Origin of the sequence: Bordetella genomosp. 6, assembly GCF_002119705.1 — a bacterium.
Classification (GTDB): Bacteria; Pseudomonadota; Gammaproteobacteria; order Burkholderiales; family Burkholderiaceae_B; genus Bordetella; species Bordetella bronchiseptica_F.
Window position 1 is genome coordinate 4,751,716 of record NZ_CP021107.1, and the last position, 16,412, is coordinate 4,768,127.

A 16,412-nucleotide genomic window follows, 5' to 3' on the forward strand; every position below is an offset into this window, starting at 1 on the left:
CCGCCCCCCCAGGTTCAGGCGGGCGGCGGACAGGCCAGGATCGCCTGCGCCTGCATGAGGACGGGACGGTCCACCATCTTGCCATCGACCGCCACCGCGGCCCCGTCGGCCGCGGCCGCCGCGTCCACCACGCGCTGCGCCCAGGCCCGCTGCGCCTCGGACGGCGCGAAGCCCCGCCGCACCGGCGCGATCTGGCTGGGGTGGATAAGCAGCTTGGCGCCGAAACCGAATTGCCGCGCGCGCAGCACTTGGGCGGCAAGCGCCTCGGGGTCGCGCAGGTCCACGCAGACGCCGTCGATCGGCGCGGGCAACCCGGCCAGCCGCGAGGCCAGCACCAGGCGGCTGCGGAAGTAGTGCAGGGGCTGGTCGTCGTCGCCGATGCCCAGGTCCAGCATCAAGTCCACCGATCCGAACATCAGGCGCGCCACGCCCGCGGCGCCCGCCACGGCCGGCAGATGCGCGTAGCCCTCGGCGCTTTCGATCAGCGGATACAGCGAGGCCCCGGGCACCGCTGCCCGCACGTGCGCCAGCGCATCGGCGCCGGCCGCCTTGGGAACCACCACATGCGCCACGCCGAGCTCCCGGCAGGCGGCCAGGTCGGCGTCGTGCCAGGGCGTATCGGCCGCGTTGACGCGCACCAGCAGGGCCACGCCCCGCGCCTGGGCGCGCGCCGCATGGCCGTCCCATCCGGCGCGCAGGCTGTCGAGCGCGGCCGGCTTGTCGGCCGGCGCCACGGCGTCCTCCAGGTCGACGATCACCGCATCGGGGCCGGCGTCGATGGCCTTGGCGATCCGCTCGGGACGGCTGCCCGGCACGAACAGGTAAGTCTGGGCCGGCCCGCTCATACGGCTTTCGCCTCGCGCAGCGCGGCGATCCGGTCGGCGCCAAAGCCCAGCCCGGCCAGTATCGAATCGGTGTGCTGCCCGACGGCGGGGATCGGATCCATGCGCGAGCCTGCTTCCTGCCCCGGCGGCAGCAGCGCGGGTATGGGGCCGGCCGGCGTGTCGACGTCGCGCCAGCGCTCGCGCGCGCGCAACTGGGGGTGCTGCCAGAGATCGTGCATGGTGTTGACGCGCGCGTTGGCGATGCGGGCCTCGTCCAGCCGCTCGATGAGCGTGGCCGAGTCCAGCGCTGCGAAGCATTCGACGATCAGCGCGCGCAGCGCCTCGCGATGCTCATTGCGCAAGGCGTTGCTGGCAAAGCGCGCATCGGTGGCCAGCCCGGGCTGACGCAGCACGGTGGCGCAGAACGCGGCCCACTCGCGCTCGTTCTGCAGCCCCAGCATGACCGTCCGGCCGTCGCCCGCCGGGAACGGCCCGTACGGATAAATGGTGGCATGGGCCGCGCCGCTGCGCGGCGGCGGCGGCGCGCCGTCGTAGCTGTAGTAAAGCGGAAAGCCCATCCATTCGGCGGTGGCTTCCAGCATGGACAGGTCGATGCGCTTGCCCTTGCCGGTGATGCCGCGCTCGATCAGGGCCGCGAGGATGTTCGAATAGGCGTACATGCCGGCCGCGATATCCGAGATCGAACAGCCGGCCTTGGCCGGTTCGTCGGCGCTGCCGGTCACACTGAGGAAGCCGGCCTCGCTCTGCACCAGCAGGTCGTAGGCCTTGCGGTCGCGGTACGGCCCGCTGTCGCCGTAGCCCGAGATGTCGCACACGATCAGGCGCGGATGCCGTTCGGCCAGCGTGGCGTAGTCCAACCCCAGCCGCGCGCTGGCGCCCGGCGCCAGGTTCTGCACCAGCACGTCCGCGCCGGCCAGCAGCGCATCGAGCACGGGGGCTGCCTCGGGGTGCTTGACGTCCAGCGTCAGGCTCTCCTTGGAGCGGTTGGTCCAGACGAAATGCGAAGACAGGCCGTTGACGCGGCCGTCGTAGGCGCGCGCGAAGTCGCCCACCCCCGGGCGCTCGATCTTGATCACGCGCGCGCCGAGATCGGCCAGCTGGCGGGTGGCGAACGGCGCCGCGATGGCCTGTTCGAGCGATACGACGGTCAAGCCGCGCAGGGGAAGTGTCATAGCCATACTCCTGGTTCAGATGCCACAATCTACCGGCTGGGCGGCCCGGGGAGGAAATACGGTTTGCGCATACGGCCATAAGAAAAGCCTATCGCCCGCCACGGCGCAACCGGAACAAAGACCATGGACATTCGAGCACTACGCTATTTCGTCGCCATCGTGGACTGCGGCAGCCTGACCAAGGCCGCCGAACAGGTGCGCGTGGCCCAGCCCGCCCTGAGCCAGCAATTGGCGGCGCTGGAAGCCGAGCTGGAGGTGCCGCTGCTGCTGCGCAGTTCGAAGGGTGTGGCGCCCACCGACGCCGGCTCGGCGCTGTATCGCCATGCCCGCGCCATTCTCAAGCAGCTCGAGGCCACCCGCGACGAGGTGCGCACCGCCGGCGCCATGGTGTCGGGCACCGTCGCCATCGGCCTGCCCACCACCGTGGCGGCGCTGGTGGCCATGCCCTTGCTGCGCGCGGTACGCGCCCGCCACCCCGACGTCCGCCTGCAGCTGTTCGAAAGCATGAGCGGCTACATCGGCGAGCTGCTGGCCAACTGGCGGCTCGACTTCGCCATCCTGTTTCGCGACGCCGACAGCCGCATCGTCGAGCTCGAACCCCTGGCGCAGGAAACGCTGTACCTGATCGGGCAAGGCGGCGCCAGCCTGGCGCCCGACGGGCAGGACAGCGTCCCGCTGCAGGCGCTCGACGGCCTGCCGCTGGCCCTGCCCAGCGGCGCGCAGGGGCTGCGGCTGCTGATCGAGCGCTCGTTCGCCCAGGCCGGCATCGCGCTGGACGTGGTGGCCGAACTCGATTCGCTGCCCTGCCTGCTGGGCGCGGCGCAGGAAGGCCTGGCCTGTACTATCCTGCCGGCCTCGGTGCTGGCCGCCACCGGATTGCGCACGCCCTGCTGGCGCATTACGCCGGAAATCCGCCGCACGCTGTCGCTGTGCTGGCCGCGTTCGGGGCCGCGCACGCCGGCTGCCCAGGCTGTCGAGGCCATACTGCGCGACATCGTGGCCGAGCGCCTGGGCGAGGACGGCACCCTGGGCTAGCGCGCGGACGGCCCGGGGGCTCTACAATCGGCAGCGCCCGGACATGGCGCCGGGCAGTATTGCCGGTCGCGCCCGCGCGGCCCATCGCACAAGAAGAGGATTACCTTGATACCCGGTTCGAGAATCGCGTGGCTGCTGTGGCCGACCGTGCTGTGCACCCTGTCGGTCGTGGTCTATGTGTTCCACGCGTACCTGTTCCAACGCTATCTGCCGGGATCGAACCCCGAGTCGTTCCGGCGTTTCAGCGCGGCGGCCGCGTTCTACGCCTTCGCCTGGCTGCTGGCGCGCATGGCCGCCGCCGCGCTCACGCGCAAGGCCAGGAAAAAGCGCAAGACCCCGCGCCTGTTGCGCGAGCTGGTCTCGGCCACCCTGTTCGCGATCGCGACGGTGGCCACCATCGGCGTATTCCTGGGCCAGTCGGCCGGCGGCATCCTGGCCAGCTCGGGCCTGATCATCGCCATCCTGGGCTTTGCCATCCGCAACGTGCTGGCCGACGTCCTGTCGGGCATCGCCATCGGCGTGGAGGCCCCCTACCGGATCGGCGACTGGGTAGGCTTTGACGCCACCATACGGGGCCGCGTCACGGAAATCGGCTGGCGCACCACGCGCATCCTGACGCCCAACGATACCTACATGATCCTGCCCAACAGCCAGATCTCGCGGCAGATGCTGACCAATTACAGCGCCCCCCGCAAGCAATACCAGGGCGAGCTGGAAATCGTCCTGAGCCACGACATTTCGATTTTGGACGGCAAGCAGTTGCTGTACGACGCGGCGCTGTCCACCTCGCCGGCCGAAAGCCTGGCGCCCGGGCAGAAGCCGCGGGTGCGCGCCACCGCGTACACCGCCGAAGGCGTGACCTACAAGATCAAGTACTGGGTTCCCCAGTTCTCGGACAGCACCGACTGCCGCGACGCCATCCTGGTGGCCATCGACAACGCGATCCGCAGCCAGGGCCTGGCGCTGCCCGTCGCCGCGGCGCCCCGGCCGCAAGCCATCGTGCTGCGCCAGCCCGACACGCCCGACACCCCGGGCGCCTGACCCTTTTCCGCCGTATAGCCGGCCCGCCCCGTTGACCTGACGGGGCGGGCGCTGGCGCGTGTCCGCCGCCCGCGCCACCCCGTGAAATCCCTCATGCCGCAAACCCGGAAAAGCGTTGCGATGCCGATATCCATTGATGTATATAGTCATGTATACATTTATATCCACCCCATACCTCCCCCTCACCAAGGACAGATCCATGACACAACTCAACGGCGCCGAAGCCATGGTGCGCATGCTCCAACTGAATGGGGTCAAGCACATTTTCGGGCTGTGCGGCGACACCAGCCTGCCGTTCTACGACGCGCTGCAACGGCTGGACCACGGCATGGAGCACATCCTGACGCGCGACGAACGCAGCGCCGCCTACATGGCCGACGCCTACGCGCGGGTCACGGGCAAGGTGGGCGTGTGCGAGGGCCCCAGCGGCGGCGGCGCCACCTACCTGTTGCCGGGCCTGGTCGAGGCCAACGAGTCGTCGGTGGCCGTGCTGGGGATTACTTCCGACGTCTCGGTGGGCTCGCGCGGCAAGTACCCGCTGACCGAGCTGGACCAGGAGGCGCTCTATCGTCCCCTGACCAAGTGGAACACCACCATCGACCGTGCCGACCAGATTCCCGGCGCGGTGCGCGCGGCCTTCCGCGCCATGACGACCGGCCGCCCCGGCACGGCGCACCTGTGCCTGCCGTACGACGTGCAGAAGCACGAGGTCGATCCCGCCGACGTCTGGGCCCAGCCCGGGCACGACCGCTTTCCGGCGATGCGCTTCGCCCCCGACCCCGCGGCCATCGAGCAGGCCGCCGCCCGCCTGGTGGGCGCGCGCGCGCCGGTCATCCTGTGCGGCGGCGGCGTGGTCATCTCGGGCGCCTGCGCGGCCCTGGAGGAACTGGCCGCGACCCTGAACGCGCCGGTCTGCACCACCGTCAGCGGCCAGGGCAGCCTGGCCGACACGCACCCGCTGAACGCCGGCGTGGTGGGCTCCAACGGCGGCATCCTGGCCACCCGCGCGGTGCTGGCCGATGCCGACGTGGTGCTGCTGATCGGCTGCCGCGCCGGCTCCACCTCCACGGAACACTGGCGCTTCCCCAGCCGCGAGGTGCCCATCCTGCACATCGACTCGGACCCGATGGTGATCGCAGCCAACTACCGCACCGACGTGGCGATGGTGGGCGACGCGCTGCTGGCCCTGCAGGCGCTCAACCGCGAAGTGCACGCGCGCATCGACGCCCGCCCCAAGGACGCGGTCGACGGCAAGGCCGTGGCGGCCAAGGCGAAGGGCGCCAAGCTGGCGGCCCTGCAGCCGCTGGCCGCCTCGCTGGATGCTCCCATCCGGCCCGAGCGCGTGGTCGACGCGCTGAATCGCCTGCTGCCGGCCGAATCGGTGGTGGTGGCCGACCCGGGCACGCCCTGCCCTTACTTCTCCGCCTATTTCGAAGCCTCCAAGCCGGGCCGCCACTTCATCACCAACCGCGCCCACGGCGCGCTGGGCTTCTCGATGGCCGCGGGCATGGGCGCGGCCATCGGCCGTCCGTCGGCCAAGGTCGTATCGGTCATGGGCGACGGCAGCTTCGGCTTCACCGTGGGCGAAATGGAAACCATCGTGCGCCGCAAGGTGCCGCTGCTGATGATCGTGCTGTCGAACTCGGTCTACGGCTGGATCAAGGCCAGCCAGAAGGCCGGCTACCAGGAGCGCTACTTCTCGGTCGACTTCGACCGCACCGACCATGCCCGCGTGGCCGAGGCCTACGGCGTCAAGGCGTGGCGCGTCGAGGACCCGCGCGAACTGGACGGCGTGCTCAAGGCCGCCATCGAGTACGGCGGCCCGGCGCTGGTCGACATCATCGTCCAGCCGCTGCAGGAAGCGGCGGCCCCGGTCAGCCAGTGGATGGGCTGAAGCCCGCTGCCTCGGACACGACACGGGCGGGCACATGACCAGAACAGAACCGGGCAAACCGATGGGCGCGGCGCCGGCCGGCCTGGACCATGTCGGGCTGTATGCGCACGACATGGACACGGCGGCCGCCATGTACCAGCGGCTGGGCTTCACGCTGACGCCGCTGTCACAGCATTCCGGCACGCACGCCGTCACGCGCGAAGTGGTCAAGGCCGGCATCGCCAATCGCTGCGCCATGCTCGGGCGCGGCTATATCGAGCTGGTCGCGGTGGTCGACCCGACGCTGGACCTGCGCGGCATTCCGGAAGGGCTGGCGCGCTATGCCGGCATGCATATCGTGGCGTTCGACACGCCGGACCCCGAACAACGCATCGCCGCGCTGCGCGAGGCCGGCTTCGCGGCCGAACCCGGCGTGCTGCAACGCTATATCGACGCCGCCGACGGACCGTGCCTGGCCCGCTTCAGCCAGGTGCGCACGCCGCGCCAGGCCATGCCGGAAGGGCTCATCCTGACCTTGCGCCACGAAACGCCGGAACTGCTCTGGCAGGCGCGCTACATGAACCACCCGAATGGCGCGCGCGCGCTGGCTGCGGCCATCGTGGCGGTCGAAGACGTGGACGCCGCGGCGGCGCGCTATGCGCGCTACCTCGGCGTGCCGGGCGAACGGCGCGGCGGCCAGGCCTGGTTCAGGCTGCGTTCGGGCAGGCTGGGCCTGGTCGACGCCGCCGCGCTGGCGGCGCGCCTGCCCGGCAGCCCGGCGCCGGCCCTGCCGTTTCCGGCGGCGCTGGCCGTCGAAGTGGACGATCTGTCACGCACCGCCGCGGTGCTGGACCACAACCAGGTCGCCTACCGTCGCGCCGGCGGGCAACTGACCGTGGCCGCCGGCGACGCGGGCGGCGCGGCCGTCATTTTCTGCGCCGACGCCGAGGCGGCCTTTGCCGGCGCGCCTGGAGAACCCTGAAACAGCAAGCCATCCAGCAGCACCGATATAACCCGTTGCACGAACTCAACAACAGGAGCAGCAGCATGATCGGTATCGAAGACCTGAAGCGCCACGCCCGACGGGGCATCCTGGCCGGCGCGGCCGCCATGGCCCTGGCCACCGCGGGCGGCGCGGCCAACGCGGCGGAGAAAGTCACCTTCGCCTATGGCACCAACATCTCCCTGTCCAACGCGCCAACGCTGATGGCCATCGGCATGGGCTACTTCAAGGAAGCCGGCCTGGACGTGCAGGCCACGTTCTTCCAGGGCGCGGCGGTCATGCTGCCGCAGGTCACGCAGAAACACATCACCTTCGGCTGGATCACGCCCGACCCCCTGGTCATCTCGCGCCAGCCCGGCCGCGACGCCCTGCCGGTGAAGATGTTCTACAACGGCATCTACCTGTCGCCGTTCGAGGTGGTCGTCACCAAGAACAGCCCGGCCCGCTCGCTGGCGGACCTCAAGGGCAAGAAAATCGGCGTGGGCGCCATGTCGTGGGGCAACCTGGCGGTCACCAAGGCGATGATGAAGAAGCTGGGCCTGGAACTGCAGCGCGACTACGAGTTCGTGCCGGTGGGCGTGGGCGCGACGGCCTTTCGCGCGCTGGCCGACGACAAGGTGCAGGCGCTGAACTTGTTCGATACCTTCCACGTGCAAATGGAGCAGATGGGCGCCGACCTGCGCCGCCTGCCGATGGACCAGAGCTACCGCGAACTGTTCTCCAGCGGCTGGATCGCCCACCAGGACACGCTGCGCGAGCGGCCCGAACTGGTGGTGGCCTTCGCGCGCGCGGCCGCCAAGGGCGTGGTGGCGTGCAACGCCAATCCGCAGGCCTGCGTGCAGAACTTCTGGAAACTGTATCCGGCCACCAAGCCGGCCGACGGCACGGAAGAAAAGAAGCTGGCCGACGCGGTGCAGATCCTGAAGGTGCGCCTGGCCACCATGCTGCCCGAGAAAGGTCCGGCGCAAATGGGCTACTACACCGAGCAATCGTGGCAGGACTATGTCGATGTCCTGCACGAAGGCGGCCAGCTGAGCACCAAGGACGTGGACGTCAAGCCGCTCTATACCAACCAGTTCGTCAAGGACATCAACGACTTCGACGCCGCGGCCGTGGTGTCCGCCGCCAAACAGCTCAAGTAGACGCAGGCTGGAACGCACATGACTTCCCTGAACCTATCCCTGGTCGAGGGCGGGCGGCCGGCGTCGCGGGCCGCCGCGGCTCCCCTCGCCGCCGTCGCCGGCGGCGGCGACGCGCTGCTGACGGCCAACAACCTGAGCGTGGTCTACCGCACCAGCAAGGGCCCCATCACGGCCGTCGACAATCTGTCGCTGCAGCTGGGCGCGGGCGAGTTCGTGTCGGTGCTGGGCCCGTCCGGCTGCGGCAAGTCGACGCTCATCAAGGTGTTCAGCGGTCTGCTCAAGCCCTCCGGCGGCAAGGCGCTGCTCAACGGCACGCCCATCGACGACCCGCGCGGCGACGTCGGCATCGTCTTCCAGCAGCCCACGCTGCTGCCCTGGAAGACGGTGCTGGACAACGTGCTGGTGCCGATCCGGGCCCTGGGCATGAACGTGGCCGAAGGCCGCGCCAAGGCGATGGAGCTGCTGCGCCTGGTCGGACTGGAGAAATTCGCCAGCAACTATCCCAGCGAGCTGTCGGGCGGCATGCAGCAGCGCGTGGGCATCGCGCGCGGCCTGATCCACGACCCGGCGCTGCTGCTGATGGACGAACCGTTCTCGGCCCTGGACACCATGACGCGCGACCGCATGAGCATCGAGCTGCAGCGCATCTGGATGGCCACGCGCAAGTCCGCCCTGTTCATCACGCACAGCATCGCCGAAGCGGTGTTCCTGTCGGACCGCATCGTGGTGATGTCGGCGCGGCCGGGCCGCATCATCCGCGAGGTGACGGTGAACCTGCCGCGCCCGCGCACGCTGGCCACGCTGACCGACCCCGAGTTCACCCGCCTGTGCGGCGAGCTGCGGGAGCTGTTCGACCAGTTGGTGCAATTCGATTAGCCGAGGCGCGCATGTCCAAGTCCGTCAAATCCTTCCTGTATCCCCTGATCACCGGGGTGGTACTGGTGATCCTGTGGTTCGCCAGCATCCGGATTTTCGCGGTGCCGAACTACCTGCTGCCCACGCCCGAGGCCGTGCTCAACGCGCTCCGGATCGGCTATGTCGAAGGCCAATACTGGCCGCACTTCCTGTTCACGCTGCAAAGCACCGTGTACGGCTACCTGATCGGCTGCGGCATGGCGCTGGTGGTGGGCACCGTGCTGGCCGAATCCGAGACCTTCGAGCAGTTCATCTACCCGTACATCATTGCCCTGCAGTCGACCCCGAAGGTGGCCATCGCGCCGCTGCTGCTGGTGTGGTTCGGCTTCGGCATGGCGTCCAAGGTGGTGATGGTGGCGCTGATGAGTTTCTTCCCGATGTTCATCAATACCGTGGTCGGCATCCGGCAGGCCAATCCCGCCATGCTGGACCTGATGAAGGCCTTCAAGGCCTCGCGCAGCCACGTGTTCTTCCACGTCAAGCTGCCGGCCGCCTCGGGGCACATCTTTGCCGGGCTGCAGATCTCGGTGGTGCTGAGCCTGATCGGCGCGGTGGTCTCGGAGTTCATTTCGTCCAGCCAGGGGCTGGGCTACCTGATCCAGTCCGCCTCGGTCAACATGGACGTGGCCACGATGTTCGCCTGCCTGTTCAGCCTGGTGGTGATCGGCTTGACCGGCACCAACCTGATCCGGTTCCTGCACCGCAAGCTGGTGTTCTGGGAGCAATCGACCACCGCCACGGTACAGCCGGAATGAGGAGCAAGGGAAACGCCATGGAATTCCACCAGTGCTATGCGCTCGATTACCAGCGGGCGCGCGACAAGTTCCGCGCCGCGGCGGCCGCGGCCGGCGCGCCCCTGACGCAGTACCTGCACGAAGGCGAAACCGGACCGGACGGCCGGGCCCTGCATACCGATGTCGCGCGCTTTGGCCGCGCCGACGCGCCGCGCCGGCTGCTGGTGATCAGCGGCACCCACGGGCTGGAGGGCTTTTTCGGCTCGGCCGCGCAGATCGGCTGGATGCTGGGCGACGGCCCCGCGTCGCTGGACCCCGATGTGGCGGTCATCATGGTGCACGCCATCAACCCATGGGGGTTCGCGCACCTGAGCCGCACCACCGAGAACAACGTCGACCTGAACCGCAACTTCATCGACCACGACCAGCCGCACCCCGCCAACCCGGATTACGCCATCCTGCATCCGCAGCTGCTGCGCGAGGACTGGAGCAGCGCCGAGGTGGCGGCCGCCCAGCAGGCCATGGAGGACTTCACGGCCCGCCATGGCGAAGACCGCCTGTACGACACCCTGGCGCGCGGCCAGTATTCGCATCCGGACGGCCTGAACTACGGCGGCGCGGCGCGCGAATGGTCCAACCTGACGCTGGAGCGCATCGTGCGCGACCACCTGGCCGGCGCGCGCAAGGTCGCCCTGATCGACTGGCACACCGGCATCGGCGGATACGGCGAACCGTTCTTCCTGTGCTTCAACGAGGAAGGCGGGCCGCTGCACGAGCTGGCCGCGCGCTGGTGGGGCCGCGACCGCATCGTCGGCCAGCGCCCGCACGGCAAGGCGCGTCCCAACTACCAGGGGTTGCTGTTCCACGGCGTGCAGGCCTTGCTGGGCGACGTGCCCATGTGCGGCGCGGTCATCGAGTTCGGCACGCGCGGCTGGCACATGCGCCGGCTGCTGCGGCTGGACCTGTGGCTGAAATTCAAGGCCGACCCCGCCAGCGAGCGCTACGCAATGCTGCGCGCCGACCTGCTGGATTCGTTCTGCCCGTACGACCAGGTATGGCGCGAGGGCACGCTGCGCCATGCGCAGGAAATCACGCGTCAGGCGGTGGCGGGCCTGGCGGCCTGGAGCGAGGCATGACGGCCGCCACGGCCAATCTGGGCGCGCTGTTTTCGCCCGCGCGCAATCCCGCCGCCATTGCCCTTGTCGACCTGGGCGGCGAATCCGGGCCGCGCGAATATACCTATGCCGAGCTCGATGCGCAGGCCGACGGCGTGGCGCGCGGCCTGCGCGCGCGCGGCCTGCCGGCCGGGGCGCGGGCGGCGATCCTGTCGGCCAACCGCATGGAGTTCCTGGCCGCGTACCTGGGCATCATGCGCGCCGGCCTGATCGCCGTGCCGGTGAACTACCGGCTGCCGCCGGACAGCGTAGACTTCATCCTGCGCGACAGCGGCGCCGCGCTGGTCTTTTGCGATGGCCCGCGCCGCGACGCCTACACCGTCGCCTTGCCAAGCGTCGAGTTCGGCGCCAGCGGCGCCGGCGGCTATGCGCGGTTCCTCGACCCCGGCCCTTTCGAGGCGGCGCGGCCCGCCGCCGACCAGCCTGCGCTGTTTCTCTACACCTCGGGTTCGACCGGCCGCCCCAAGGGCGTGAAGATATCGCACGCCGGCTATCTGTGGACGGTGCGCCAGCGCACGGCCAGCACCGACTACGCACGCCACTGCTTCCTGGTGGCCGCCCCGCTCTACCACATGAACGCGCTCAACACGATCAAGCTGGCGCTGGCCGGCCAGGGCCGGCTGGTGCTGATGCCGCAGTTCTCGCCGGCCGGCTACCTGGACGCGATCGAGCGCTACCGCTGCACCTGGCTGACCGCCATCCCGACCATGATCGCGCTGCTGGCGCGCGAGACCGGCGCGCTGGCTGGCGCCGACCTGGCCAGCGTGACGATGGTGCGCCTGGGCTCGGAACCGCTGACGCAGCGCATCGCCGACAGCGCGCGCGCCATGTTCCCGCGCGCGGCGTTCGGCAACGGCTACGGCGCGACCGAGACCGGCGCGCTGGTGTTCGGCCCGCATCCGCAGGGGCTGGCGCAACCCGTGCTGTCGGTCGGTTATCCGCATCCGGCGGTGCAGCTGCGGCTGGCCGACGGCGACGACCTCGATGCCGCCACCGGCGTGCTGCAGGTCCGCTCGCCGGCGCTGATGCTGGGCTACCACGGGCTGCCCGACCAGACGGCCGCGGCCATGACGCCAGACGGCTTCTACATCACCGGCGACGTGATGCGGCGCGACGAACACGGCTTCCATTACTTCATCGGCCGCGCCGACGATATGTTCGTGTGCGGCGGCGAAAACATCTACCCGGGCGAAGTCGAGAAGATGCTGGAGCGCCATCCCGCCATCGTGCAGGCGTGCATCGTCCCGCTGGCCGACCCGCTCAAGGGCATGAAGCCGGTCGCGCTGGTGGTGCCGCGCCCCGACGCGACGCTGTCCGAACAGGAGGTCAGGGACTACGCGCTGGCCCACGGCCCGGCCTACCAGCACCCGCGCGCGGTCCGCTTCGTCGATGAAATGCCGATCAGCAGCACTGGCAAGGTCAACCGCAGGGCGGCGGCCCTGCTGGCGGCCGAACTGATTGCGGCGCCCCCCCTTTGACGCGGGGCGGCAACGCCCTGCGCCGATGAGCAAACCCACCCACCCATCTCAACCAGAGTGAGGAAAATCCATGAAGGCAGTTGTCATTCACGGTCACGGCGGCCCGGAAGTCCTGCAATACGACACCGCGTTTCCCGATCCGAAGGCGGGCGAAGGCGACGTGATCCTGCGCGTCAAGGCAACGTCGATCAACTATCACGATGTATTCACCCGGCGGGGGATGCCAGGTATCAAGTTGAACTTTCCGGTCATCATGGGGCTGGACGTGGCCGGCGAGATCGTCGAGGTAGGCCCGGGCGTGCAGGGCTGGAAAGCCGGCGACCGCGTGCTGGTCGACCCGATCAACCGGGCCGAGGGCGGCCTGATGGGCGAGACCGTGCACGGCGGCCTGGCCGAACTGTGCAAGGCGCGCGAGCACCAGCTGATCCGCATTCCGGACGGAGTCAGCTATGAGCAGGCCGCCGCGCTGCCGGTGGCTTTCGGCACGGCCTATCGGATGATGAACACCATCGGCCAGGTGCAGGCCGGCGAGAAGGTGCTGGTGCTGGGCGCCAGCGGCGGCGTGGGCGTGGGATGCGTGATGCTGGCAAAGATCGCCGGCGCGCAGGTGATCGCCTGCGCGAGCAGCGAAGCCAAGATGCAGCGGCTGCGCGAACTGGGCGCCGACCATGTCATCAACTACGCCGACACCGATTTCGCCAAGGCGATCTATGAACTCTACGGCAAGCCGCACCGTCGCAAGTTCGACGGCGGCGTCGACGTGGCGGTCAACTTCACCGGCGGCGACACCTGGGTCAAGTCGATGCGCTGCCTGCGGCGCGGCGGCCGCCTGCTGACCTGCGGCGCGACCGCCGGCTACGATCCGCAGACCGACCTGCGCTTCATCTGGACCTTCGAGCTGAACATCCGCGGCTCCAACGGCTGGATGCGCGAAGACCTGGACGCCCTGCTCGGCCTGGTGAAGTCGGGCAAGATGCAGGTGCCGATCGACCGCGTGCTGAGCCTGCAGGATGCCGGCGAGGCGTTGCGCCTGATCGAGGACCGCGAAGTCATGGGCAAGGTCGTGGTCACGCCCTGACCCTGGAGCGGCGGGCCGCGCGGCGCCAGCCGCGGGGTCCGCCCGGCGTCCGGCCAGGAGTAATTACAATGACGATCCACTTGCCCTCACTGATCGAGGCCGGGTCCGCCACCGCGATGCGCGCCGGCGCAGGCGCGTGCTGCCCATGACGACAACAATGAACAAAACAACCGGTGAACCGGCCGAAAAAGGCCGGCGCGCGTTCTCGCAAGTGCTGGAGAAGCTGCGCGAGATGGTGATCTCCTATGAAATCAAGCCCGGCGAACGCCTCAACGAGGTGGCCCTGGCCGAACGCCTGGGCGTCAGTCGCACCCCCGTCAGGGAAGCGCTGCATTTCCTGGCGCGCGACGGGTTCCTGGCCGAGGCCGGGCGCGGCTATGTGCGCCGCCCGCTCAACCTCAAGGAAATGATCGACCTGTACGAAACCCGCGAAGTGCTGGAAGTGGCATGCCTGCAACTGGCCGCCGGGCGCGCCAGTCCGCAGCGGCTCGATGCGCTGGAGGCCTTCCTGGCCGAAAGCCGCGCCAAGTCGCCCGACCTGCCGGTCACCGAACTCGTCAGCCTCGACGAGACGTTCCACCGCATGCTGGCCGAGATGTCCGGCAACCATGAGCTGCAGCGGATCCTGGACAACGTCAACGAACGCATCCGCTTCATCCGCTGGATCAACATGGAACGCATCGGCCGCGACAAGACCCAGGCCGAACACGCCGCGATCCTCGCCGCGCTGCGCGCCGGCGACATCGCCACCGCGCAGCAGAACCTGCGCAGCCACATCGCCAAGCGCACCGAGCAGATCAAGGAATCCATCGCGCAAGGCCTGGCGCGCATCTACCTCGACGACGACGAAACCTCGTCGGGCGCCTGAGGCCGCGCCGCCCTTCAGGCGCCGAACAGCCAGCGCAGGCTGAGCGCACCCGTGTGCTCGCGGTTGCCGCCGCCATACTGGCCGATATAGGCCAGCCCGATCGCGGCCGAGCGCGACAGCGCCAGCTCGGCGCCCAGGCCGGCCAGCGCCGCGTCGCGCGCGATGGGCGCGCCGGTGGCCGCCAGGGCATTGCCGCCATCGAGCACCAGCGTGGCCTGCGGATCGACATCGCCGAAAGCGCGGCGCCAGCCCAGGGCCAAGCGCAGCTTGCCCGGCGCCGGCCCCAGCATGTAGCCGGCCTCGCCGCGCAAACCCAGGGTCGTCGTGGTCTGCGTCAGCCGGCTGGGTCCCGCGCTGATCGCCGCCCAGCCGCCGGACTCGACAAAGGCGCGCGTACGCACGTCACGCCAGGCCAGCGCCGCGAACGGCTCGATCTGCACCCGCGCCGACGCGCGCCAGCGATAACCCAGTTCGCCGAAAACCTGGACGGTGCTGCCATGGGTATCCGCCGTCAGGGTCTGCGACGTGCCGGCCCAATGGAAATGGCGCCTGGTGTCCATGTCGTGCCAGGTATAGCCCGCGCCCGCCACGGCGTTGAAGTCGCCCGCGCCGGCGGGCACGGTGCGGGCGCCGTACAAGGCCAGGTTGTAGCTGTTCACGTGCCCCTTGGCGTCCAGGTCGTCGACGCGCGCCGTGCTGCGCGTCAGGCCCAGCACGCCGCCCAGGCGCATGCCGGCGCCCAGCGCGTGCTCGCCGCCCGCGTACACGCCGCTGGTGCGCTGCTTGACGCGCGCCGCGCCGGAGCCGCCTTCGAGCACCTGCCAATTGCTGGCGGCGGCCATCCAGGCGGGGTGGGCGCCGCCGTCGGCTTCCTGGCGCGCCTGCGTCCAGGCCGGGGCGGCAAGCGCCAGGGTTCCCGCCACGCCCAGCAGCGCGGACACGCCGCGGCGCACGGCGGCAGGCATCGAATGGGAGGGAAAAACACCGGGGCCCCGCCGGGACCGGTCAAGACAGACTACGGGGTGCAACGACATCTTGGCGACGCTTCCAGGACTACCCCGGCGCGTGCACGATCGCCAGGCCATGTGATGACGCGCCACGCCAGCCTCGAGCAAGGCCGGTGATCCGCATGCCGCGGCGCGCAAGCGCGTAAGTATAGATAAATAATCAGGCCGGGTTGATGACGCCGCGATGGCGGCGGCGCCCGCGGCCTACTGGCCGGTGTAGCCCAGCAGGGTGCTGACCGTGCGCGCCTCGTCGCGCAACGCGCGCGCCACCGCGCCGTCGGGCGACGGATCGAAGCCGCCGCTGGCGCCCAGCGCCGTCAATACCGCGCAGGGCCGGCCGGTGTAGTTGTAAAGCGGCGCGGCCACCGCGCTGATGCCGCGCAGATTCGTGTCGCGCACCGCCGCGCAGCCGGCCGCGCGCACCGAGCGTTGCAAGGCGCCGATCGGATCATCGGGATCCAGCTGGGCGCGCTGTTCGGCATCGGCGGCCTGCAGCTCGGCCCGCGCCAGGGCGCGCACGGCGCTTTCGTCCAGCGTGGCCAGCAGCACGCGGCCGGTGGCCGACCACAGCATCGACAGCACCGAACCCGCGCGCACGTTGACCGTGACCGGCAGGCCCGGCTCCTCGATGCGCACGATGGTCGGCCCCTTGTTGCCCATGACCGCCACGAAGCAGGTGACTTCCAGCGCTTCGCGCAGCCGCACCAGCGAGGCCTCGGCCATGCGGATGGGATCGGCCTGGCGCATGGCCGACAGCCCCAGCAGCAGGGACTCCAGCCCCAGGTAGTACTGCTGGGTGGCGGCGTCCTGCCCCACCAGCCCGGCCTCCATCAGGCTGACCAGGTAGCGGTGCACCTTGGCCGGGCTTTCCGCCACCTGCGCGGCCAGCGCCGTCAGGCTGGCGCGCCCGCCCAGCCGGCCCAACCCCGTGAGCACGGCCATGCCGGTCTCGGCCGCCTGCACGCGCTGGCGCCGCTCGCGCTGGCGCGCGGGGGGAGTGGAATCGGCGGAACGAGAAACCTGGGGCATCGGAGACAGTTCGGAGG

Annotated in this window: 15 protein-coding genes; 11 read left to right on the forward strand and 4 right to left on the reverse strand. The window is 69.8% G+C overall.

The window, feature by feature from the left end; genetic code table 11:
• Positions 1-14 precede the first annotated feature (14 nt).
• Together CAL11_RS22360 and CAL11_RS22365 are read right to left on the reverse strand one after the other, a co-directional pair.
• Positions 15-845, reverse strand: a complete 831-nt coding sequence (locus tag CAL11_RS22360; protein ID WP_086094311.1) for an HpcH/HpaI aldolase/citrate lyase family protein — start codon at positions 843-845, stop codon at positions 15-17.
• The gene (locus tag CAL11_RS22365; protein ID WP_086094312.1) at positions 842-2,023 is read right to left on the reverse strand and encodes a CaiB/BaiF CoA transferase family protein; all 1,182 of its coding nucleotides are present in this window, start codon (positions 2,021-2,023) and stop codon (positions 842-844) included. Before CAL11_RS22365 ends, CAL11_RS22360 begins: the two co-directional genes overlap by 4 nt.
• 117 nt (positions 2,024-2,140) lie before the next feature.
• Here CAL11_RS22365 and CAL11_RS22370 point away from each other — a divergent pair, with 117 nt between their 5' ends.
• The 11 genes from CAL11_RS22370 to CAL11_RS22420 all read left to right on the forward strand — a co-directional run bounded on the left by CAL11_RS22370 (position 2,141) and on the right by CAL11_RS22420 (position 14,359).
• Complete coding sequence (locus CAL11_RS22370) at positions 2,141-3,052, forward strand: LysR substrate-binding domain-containing protein (RefSeq protein ID WP_086094313.1); 912 nt, start codon at positions 2,141-2,143, stop codon at positions 3,050-3,052.
• A 105-nt stretch (positions 3,053-3,157) separates the two neighbouring features.
• On the forward strand, positions 3,158-4,093 hold the full coding sequence (locus CAL11_RS22375) for a mechanosensitive ion channel family protein (protein WP_086094314.1): 936 nt from the start codon (positions 3,158-3,160) through the stop codon (positions 4,091-4,093).
• 199 nt (positions 4,094-4,292) lie between these two features.
• Positions 4,293-5,987 (forward strand): thiamine pyrophosphate-binding protein, encoded by a 1,695-nt coding sequence (locus tag CAL11_RS22380; RefSeq protein WP_086094315.1) that lies wholly within the window; start codon positions 4,293-4,295, stop codon positions 5,985-5,987.
• A 34-nt stretch (positions 5,988-6,021) separates the two neighbouring features.
• Positions 6,022-6,948 (forward strand): VOC family protein, encoded by a 927-nt coding sequence (locus CAL11_RS22385; protein ID WP_086094316.1) that lies wholly within the window; start codon positions 6,022-6,024, stop codon positions 6,946-6,948.
• A 65-nt stretch (positions 6,949-7,013) separates the two neighbouring features.
• Positions 7,014-8,111 carry an ABC transporter substrate-binding protein gene (locus CAL11_RS22390; protein WP_086094669.1) on the forward strand — a complete coding sequence of 366 codons (1,098 nt, stop codon included), beginning with the start codon at positions 7,014-7,016 and terminating at the stop codon, positions 8,109-8,111.
• Positions 8,112-8,129: 18 nt separating this feature from the next.
• Complete coding sequence (locus CAL11_RS22395; protein WP_033465324.1) at positions 8,130-8,987, forward strand: ABC transporter ATP-binding protein; 858 nt, start codon at positions 8,130-8,132, stop codon at positions 8,985-8,987.
• An 11-nt stretch (positions 8,988-8,998) separates the two neighbouring features.
• Positions 8,999-9,781: an ABC transporter permease gene (locus CAL11_RS22400; protein WP_033465326.1), complete on the forward strand. Its 783-nt coding sequence runs from the start codon at positions 8,999-9,001 to the stop codon at positions 9,779-9,781.
• A complete protein-coding gene (locus tag CAL11_RS22405) occupies positions 9,778-10,896 on the forward strand; it encodes a M14 family metallopeptidase (protein WP_033465329.1) in 1,119 nt (372 codons plus the stop codon). The genes CAL11_RS22400 and CAL11_RS22405 overlap by 4 nt, the downstream gene beginning before the upstream one ends.
• On the forward strand, positions 10,893-12,413 hold the full coding sequence (locus CAL11_RS22410; protein ID WP_167382564.1) for a class I adenylate-forming enzyme family protein: 1,521 nt from the start codon (positions 10,893-10,895) through the stop codon (positions 12,411-12,413). Before CAL11_RS22405 ends, CAL11_RS22410 begins: the two co-directional genes overlap by 4 nt.
• A gap of 70 nt (positions 12,414-12,483) precedes the next feature.
• Entirely contained in the window at positions 12,484-13,491 is a 1,008-nt protein-coding gene (locus tag CAL11_RS22415) for a zinc-binding dehydrogenase (protein ID WP_086094317.1), read from the forward strand.
• Positions 13,492-13,636: 145 nt separating this feature from the next.
• Entirely contained in the window at positions 13,637-14,359 is a 723-nt protein-coding gene (locus CAL11_RS22420; protein WP_033465338.1) for a GntR family transcriptional regulator, read from the forward strand.
• 14 nt (positions 14,360-14,373) lie between these two features.
• Here CAL11_RS22420 and CAL11_RS22425 read toward each other — a convergent pair whose 3' ends face one another.
• Positions 14,374-15,393, reverse strand: a complete 1,020-nt coding sequence (locus CAL11_RS22425; RefSeq protein WP_086094318.1) for an autotransporter outer membrane beta-barrel domain-containing protein — start codon at positions 15,391-15,393, stop codon at positions 14,374-14,376.
• 177 nt (positions 15,394-15,570) lie between these two features.
• Positions 15,571-16,395: an IclR family transcriptional regulator gene (locus CAL11_RS22430; RefSeq protein WP_033465344.1), complete on the reverse strand. Its 825-nt coding sequence runs from the start codon at positions 16,393-16,395 to the stop codon at positions 15,571-15,573.
• Positions 16,396-16,412 lie beyond the last annotated feature (17 nt).

Coding starts and splice junctions, on each gene's coding strand:
- CAL11_RS22400 (WP_033465326.1), top strand. CDS start 8,999: ATGTCCAAGTCCGTCAAATCCTTCCTGTATCCCCTGATCACCGGGGTG.
- CAL11_RS22395 (WP_033465324.1), top strand. CDS start 8,130: ATGACTTCCCTGAACCTATCCCTGGTCGAGGGCGGGCGGCCGGCGTCG.
- CAL11_RS22390 (WP_086094669.1), top strand. CDS start 7,014: ATGATCGGTATCGAAGACCTGAAGCGCCACGCCCGACGGGGCATCCTG.
- CAL11_RS22425 (WP_086094318.1), bottom strand. CDS start 15,393: ATGTCGTTGCACCCCGTAGTCTGTCTTGACCGGTCCCGGCGGGGCCCC.
- CAL11_RS22415 (WP_086094317.1), top strand. CDS start 12,484: ATGAAGGCAGTTGTCATTCACGGTCACGGCGGCCCGGAAGTCCTGCAA.
- CAL11_RS22370 (WP_086094313.1), top strand. CDS start 2,141: ATGGACATTCGAGCACTACGCTATTTCGTCGCCATCGTGGACTGCGGC.
- CAL11_RS22380 (WP_086094315.1), top strand. CDS start 4,293: ATGACACAACTCAACGGCGCCGAAGCCATGGTGCGCATGCTCCAACTG.
- CAL11_RS22405 (WP_033465329.1), top strand. CDS start 9,778: ATGAGGAGCAAGGGAAACGCCATGGAATTCCACCAGTGCTATGCGCTC.
- CAL11_RS22430 (WP_033465344.1), bottom strand. CDS start 16,395: ATGCCCCAGGTTTCTCGTTCCGCCGATTCCACTCCCCCCGCGCGCCAG.
- CAL11_RS22365 (WP_086094312.1), bottom strand. CDS start 2,023: ATGGCTATGACACTTCCCCTGCGCGGCTTGACCGTCGTATCGCTCGAA.
- CAL11_RS22360 (WP_086094311.1), bottom strand. CDS start 845: ATGAGCGGGCCGGCCCAGACTTACCTGTTCGTGCCGGGCAGCCGTCCC.
- CAL11_RS22410 (WP_167382564.1), top strand. CDS start 10,893: ATGACGGCCGCCACGGCCAATCTGGGCGCGCTGTTTTCGCCCGCGCGC.
- CAL11_RS22420 (WP_033465338.1), top strand. CDS start 13,637: ATGACGACAACAATGAACAAAACAACCGGTGAACCGGCCGAAAAAGGC.
- CAL11_RS22385 (WP_086094316.1), top strand. CDS start 6,022: ATGACCAGAACAGAACCGGGCAAACCGATGGGCGCGGCGCCGGCCGGC.